Genomic DNA, 4420 nt, shown 5'->3' with positions numbered 1-4420 from the left:
GCCACGACAGGCCGCCTCATTCCTCAGGATTCGCCCGCCTTGCATCTGGCCCCTTCTCGGCGGTCCGCCCGCGGACTCTTCGCACCAGGTGTCAGGTCCGTTGCCCAGCGAAGCGAGGGCGACGTGCCCGCACCGTTCATGGGCCGGCCCATTCCCGTGCACGCCCTCGCGCGGGAGAAGGGTCCGGATGCAAGAAGCGCGACGATCCGGCGACCGAGGCGACCTGGTGGTCGCCGCAGGGAGCCGGGAGGAGTGCGACGCCGCAGACGGGCCGGCCCGTGCCCGTGCACGCCCTCGCGCCCGAGACGGGTCCGGATGCAAGAAAGGCGACGATCCGGCGACTGAGACGGCCTGGTGGCCGTCGCAGGGAGCCGGGAGGAGCCTGACGCGGCAGACGGGCCCGTATCGGGTGCGAGGGTGGTGGAGATGAGGGGGATCGAACCCCTGACCTCCGCGTTGCGAACGCGGCGCTCTCCCAGCTGAGCTACATCCCCACGTCTGGTCCGCCGCCGCCGGCCCTGGGCGCCGGACGGCAGGACGATCCTTATACCACAAACGCCGGGCGGCCGGAAGGCCCGGCGGCGGCGCCGCCTACTTCCAGGCCTCGACCTCGATGCGGTCGCCCTCGGCCTCTTCGACGAAGAGCTTGACCCCGCCGAAGTCCATGCGCCGCACCTCCTCGGCGAAGGCCTCGGTGGTGGTGTAGATCGAGTAGGTCGGGTAGCTCGCGAAGCCGACGTAGCGCGACTGGCGCAGCAGCGCCTGCTCGAAGCGGGCCTGGTCGGTCCGCCGCAGGTTCACCGCCGAGAAGGTGATGGTCCGCGAGGTGAGCGACACCTTGGCCTTCTCCAGCTCGGACTTGAGATCGTCCATCGTGACGGCCACCCGTTCCACCACGTGGTACTCGCCGTCGAGGTAGTCTTCCTGGGACTCCACCACCTTCGCCAGCCGGTCGACCGGCAGCGCCGCGAGCAGGTTGGTGAGGTTGTCCGGGATGGCGAAGGGGTCGTCGGCGAGCCTCACGCCCAGCCGGGTGAAGCACCCATCGTCGTCCGTGCCGTGCAGCAGGCTCACGCCGAGCGAGGCGAGCGCCTCGCGCAGCCCCAGCTTCAGCGCCTTGCGCCGGGCGACCTCGGCGATGCGCTCGAGCTCCTTGGAGAGGTCGTAGTTCTGCTGGAAGCTCCCCTTCCAGCCGCGGCTGTCGTAGAACCCGCAGAGCGGGACGACGGCCTCGACCGAGAAGACCGTGACGTTCTCCGCCTCGGGCGGCTGCTCCCCTTCCAGCGGCAGCAGGCGCTTGATGCCGGTGAAGATCTCCTGCTCGCTCTTCTCCTCGAAGCCCATGAAGATCTTCTCGACCTGGCCCTTGAGGTTCACGGAGAGGACGGTCGGGAGGAAGCCCACGCCGAGGAGCTTGGAGATCGCGCCGTTCTCGTCGAAGATGACCGGGTAGTTGACCTTGCGCTTCTCGAACTCCTCGAAGCGCGCCATGAAGGTGCGCACGCGCGCCACCCCCACCTCCGTGTCGGCGTTGATCCCGATGACCTCCAGCTTGTCCCCGCCGAGCTGCTCCTGCAGCCGGATGAGGCTCGAGATCTCCTCGACGCACGGCTTGCAGTAGATCGACCAGAAGGCGAGCACGATCACCCGCTTGCCGATCAGCGCGCCGACGTCGATCTCGTCGCCCGAGACCGACCGCCCCTTGACCGCCGGGATGGTGTCGCCCTCCTTGATGGTGTTGAGGTCCCGGACCGCGGCCGCGCCGGACCCCGCCCCGGCGGCGAGCACGGCCGCCGCCACCACTGCCGCGACGAGCGTTCTCATGACTGCCGTTCCTCCACCGCGGCCGCCCCCCAGCGGCGCCGCGCGAACTCGATGACCCCCGGCAGCACCGAGATCACGATGATCGCCATGATCACGAGCGTGAAGTTGCGCTTGACCACCGGGATGTTGCCAAAGTAATACCCGCCGACGACGAAGGCCACCACCCAGGCCACGCCGCCGGCCACGTTGTAGAGCAGGAAGCGCCCATAGCTCATGCTGCCGATCCCGGCCACGAACGGCGCGAACGTGCGGATGATCGGCATGAACCGCGCGATGATGATCGTCTTGCCCCCGTGCCGCTCGTAGAAGCGGTGGGTGCGGTCCAGGTACTCGCGGTTGAGCAGCCGCGACGTGGTGCTGGTGAAGATGCGCGGCCCGATGTGATGGCCGATCCAGTAGTTGAGCGTGTCGCCGGCGACCGCGGCGACGATCAGCAGCGCCAGCAGCCAGCCGACGTCGAGCGACGTCCCGGCGGCCAGGGCCCCGGCCGCGAAGAGCAGCGAGTCGCCGGGCAGGATCGGCGTCACGACCAGGCCGGTCTCGCAGAAGACGATCAGGAACAGGATCAGGTAGGTCCAGACGCCGTAGTCCTGGATGACCCCCGCCAGGTGCCGGTCCAGGTGGAGGAACAGGTCGACGAACTGCCGGACTACTTCCATCGGTGCCTCCCGTCTGTGTCCCGTCGCAAGTGTTTACTATACCACCGGCGCCGCTCGCGTGACATCGCGGGGCGGACCCTCTGGTATGATGCGCCCGTGCCAGCCGAGCGCGAGTGGCTCTTCGATCTTGACAACACCCTGTACCCGCCGGAGACCGGCCTGTTCGGCGCTGTCGACGCCCGGATCAACGAGTTCCTCGCGCGCCACATCGGGCTGGATGCGGCGGCGGCGGACGCCTTGCGCAACCGCTACCACGACGAGTACGGGATCACGCTCGTCGGGCTCATGGAGGAGCACGGCACCGAGCCCCACCACTACCTGGACTTCGTCCACGCGGTGCCGGTCGGCGACTTCCTGTCCCCCGATGCCGGCCTGCGCGCCGTGGTCGCCGCGCTGCCCGGGCGCCGCTCGATCTTCACGAACGGCTCGCGCCGCCACGCACTGGCGGTGCTGGCCGCGCTCGGGCTCGACGGGCTCTTCTCGGAGATCTTCGACATCGTCGCGCTCGGCTTCCGGCCGAAGCCGGAGCCGGCGACCTACCGGGCCGTCCTCGAGCGCCTCCACGCCCCGGCCGCGCGGGCCATCCTCCTCGATGACCTGGAGCGCAACCTCGCGCCGGCGCGGCACCTGGGGATGCGCACCGTCCTCGTGGGCGCGCCGGGCCCGTCGCCGGCGGCGGATTTCGCGATCGCGTCCGTCCGCGACCTCCCGGCGATCCTCCCGCACCTGCTCGGATAGAGCCCAAGCCGGCCCGTCACGGTCTGTCCGAGTCGGCAGGGAGCGTCCCGGCATTGTTGCGCGGCGCGGGCCGCACGGTCCTGAGCTGCCCGGGCCCGACTGTCACGGTCTGCCCGAGTCGGCAGAGAGCGTCCTGGTGCGTCCCAGCAAGGCAGCGACAAGCCCGCGCGGAGGCGTACTGGTGTACGCCGCACAAGCGAGGCGAGGAGCAACGCAGCTGGGGCGCGTCAGGGCCTCGCTGCCGACCCGGGCTTACTTGCCTTCCGGATAGTGGTAGTTGCGGTAGTGTTCGAGCAGCGAGGCCCCGTGGCAGTCCGCGCACAGGGTGTCCTGGAGTCCCGAGGGCGGCACGCGGAGGAAGCTGTTCGCCAGGTCGCCCTCGACCGGGACGCCCGCGCCCGAACTGCTGACGTCGCTCTCCCAGCGGTGCACGTCATGGCAGGAGGCGCAGGAGAGATAGCCGTTCTCCGCCGGGGTGCCGTCCTCGGCGAACAGCAGGATGTCCTTCTTCCCGCCGGTCACCGACCTGGTCGGCGTGAACAGTCGGTTCACCATGCCGCGGCCCGGGTAGTTCACCAGGTGCACGTCGGTCCGCGGCGGCACGTGCGCGCCCTGCTCGTTGTTCGGCTGGTGGCACCCGGTGCAGATCCGGCTGCGCTCGTCCCAGCCGCTGCCGTAGCGGCGGTCCCAGAGCGCGAACGCCGAGGGCGCGTCGTGCACGGCGTGGCAGGCGCCGCAGACCCCGCTGGCCTCGGCGTTCTCGCCGGCGAGGTTGACCGCGCGGGGGGCCGTCACGCGCAGGTCGTGGTCCGTCCCGACGACCATCGACTTGTCGGCGTGGCACGGGAAGCACAGCGGCGCGTAGCCGTCCGCACCGAGGCGCAGGAAGCTCGTCGCCGCCTTCGAGCCGCCCCCGGAGCCGCCCGGCGGTTCCCAGCGGTGCGGCTCGTGGCAGGTCGCGCAGGCGATCCTTCCGCGCGGCCGGCGGCGGCCGGCAGGATCGAAGAGCGGCAGATCGGGCCCGTAGTCCTGGCCGGGGGTGATGCCCACCGGGTGCCCGCCCTGACCGACTGCCTTTGCCCCCGCCATGCCGCCCTCCGCATGGCAGCGTTCGCACGGGTCAGTGGACCGCGCTGCCGTGGCCGGCTCGGTCTCCCCCGTGGCGGCCGGGGCCGGCGCGACGGCCTGACCGCCGCCGT

The 4420-nt window shown here is 70.7% G+C and carries 4 protein-coding genes and 1 tRNA gene; 1 reads left to right on the top strand and 4 read right to left on the bottom strand.

Annotated features, from left to right (window positions below):
* Nucleotides 1-418: 418 nt before the first annotated feature.
* The 3 genes from VI078_08050 to VI078_08040 all read right to left on the bottom strand — a co-directional run bounded on the left by VI078_08050 (nucleotide 419) and on the right by VI078_08040 (nucleotide 2483).
* A tRNA-Ala gene (locus tag VI078_08050) sits at nucleotides 419-494 on the bottom strand.
* Between the two features lie 97 nt (nucleotides 495-591).
* Nucleotides 592-1824, bottom strand: coding sequence for a TlpA disulfide reductase family protein (locus VI078_08045; GenBank protein ID HEY5999238.1), 1233 nt, complete (start codon nucleotides 1822-1824; stop codon nucleotides 592-594).
* Nucleotides 1821-2483 (bottom strand): DedA family protein, encoded by a 663-nt coding sequence (locus VI078_08040; GenBank protein ID HEY5999237.1) that lies wholly within the window; start codon nucleotides 2481-2483, stop codon nucleotides 1821-1823. Before VI078_08040 ends, VI078_08045 begins: the two co-directional genes overlap by 4 nt.
* Nucleotides 2484-2579: 96 nt before the next feature.
* Here VI078_08040 and VI078_08035 point away from each other — a divergent pair, with 96 nt between their 5' ends.
* On the top strand, nucleotides 2580-3221 hold the full coding sequence (locus tag VI078_08035) for a pyrimidine 5'-nucleotidase (GenBank protein HEY5999236.1): 642 nt from the start codon (nucleotides 2580-2582) through the stop codon (nucleotides 3219-3221).
* Between the two features lie 252 nt (nucleotides 3222-3473).
* Here the strand turns inward: VI078_08035 and VI078_08030 are convergent.
* Nucleotides 3474-4420 (bottom strand): cytochrome c3 family protein (locus VI078_08030; protein HEY5999235.1); only part of this gene is annotated, 947 nt, incomplete at its 5' end.

It is taken from the genome of bacterium (assembly GCA_036524115.1).
In the GTDB taxonomy this organism is placed as follows: Bacteria; JAUVQV01; JAUVQV01; order JAUVQV01; family DATDCY01; genus DATDCY01.
Note: the sequence above shows the minus strand (reverse complement) of the source record. Positions and strands in the feature narration are given on the sequence as shown.

Bases quoted from the DNA above. Each gene is read 5' to 3' on its own strand.
- VI078_08045 (HEY5999238.1), bottom strand. From the start codon at position 1,824: ATGAGAACGCTCGTCGCGGCAGTGGTGGCGGCGGCCGTGCTCGCCGCC.
- VI078_08040 (HEY5999237.1), bottom strand. From the start codon at position 2,483: ATGGAAGTAGTCCGGCAGTTCGTCGACCTGTTCCTCCACCTGGACCGG.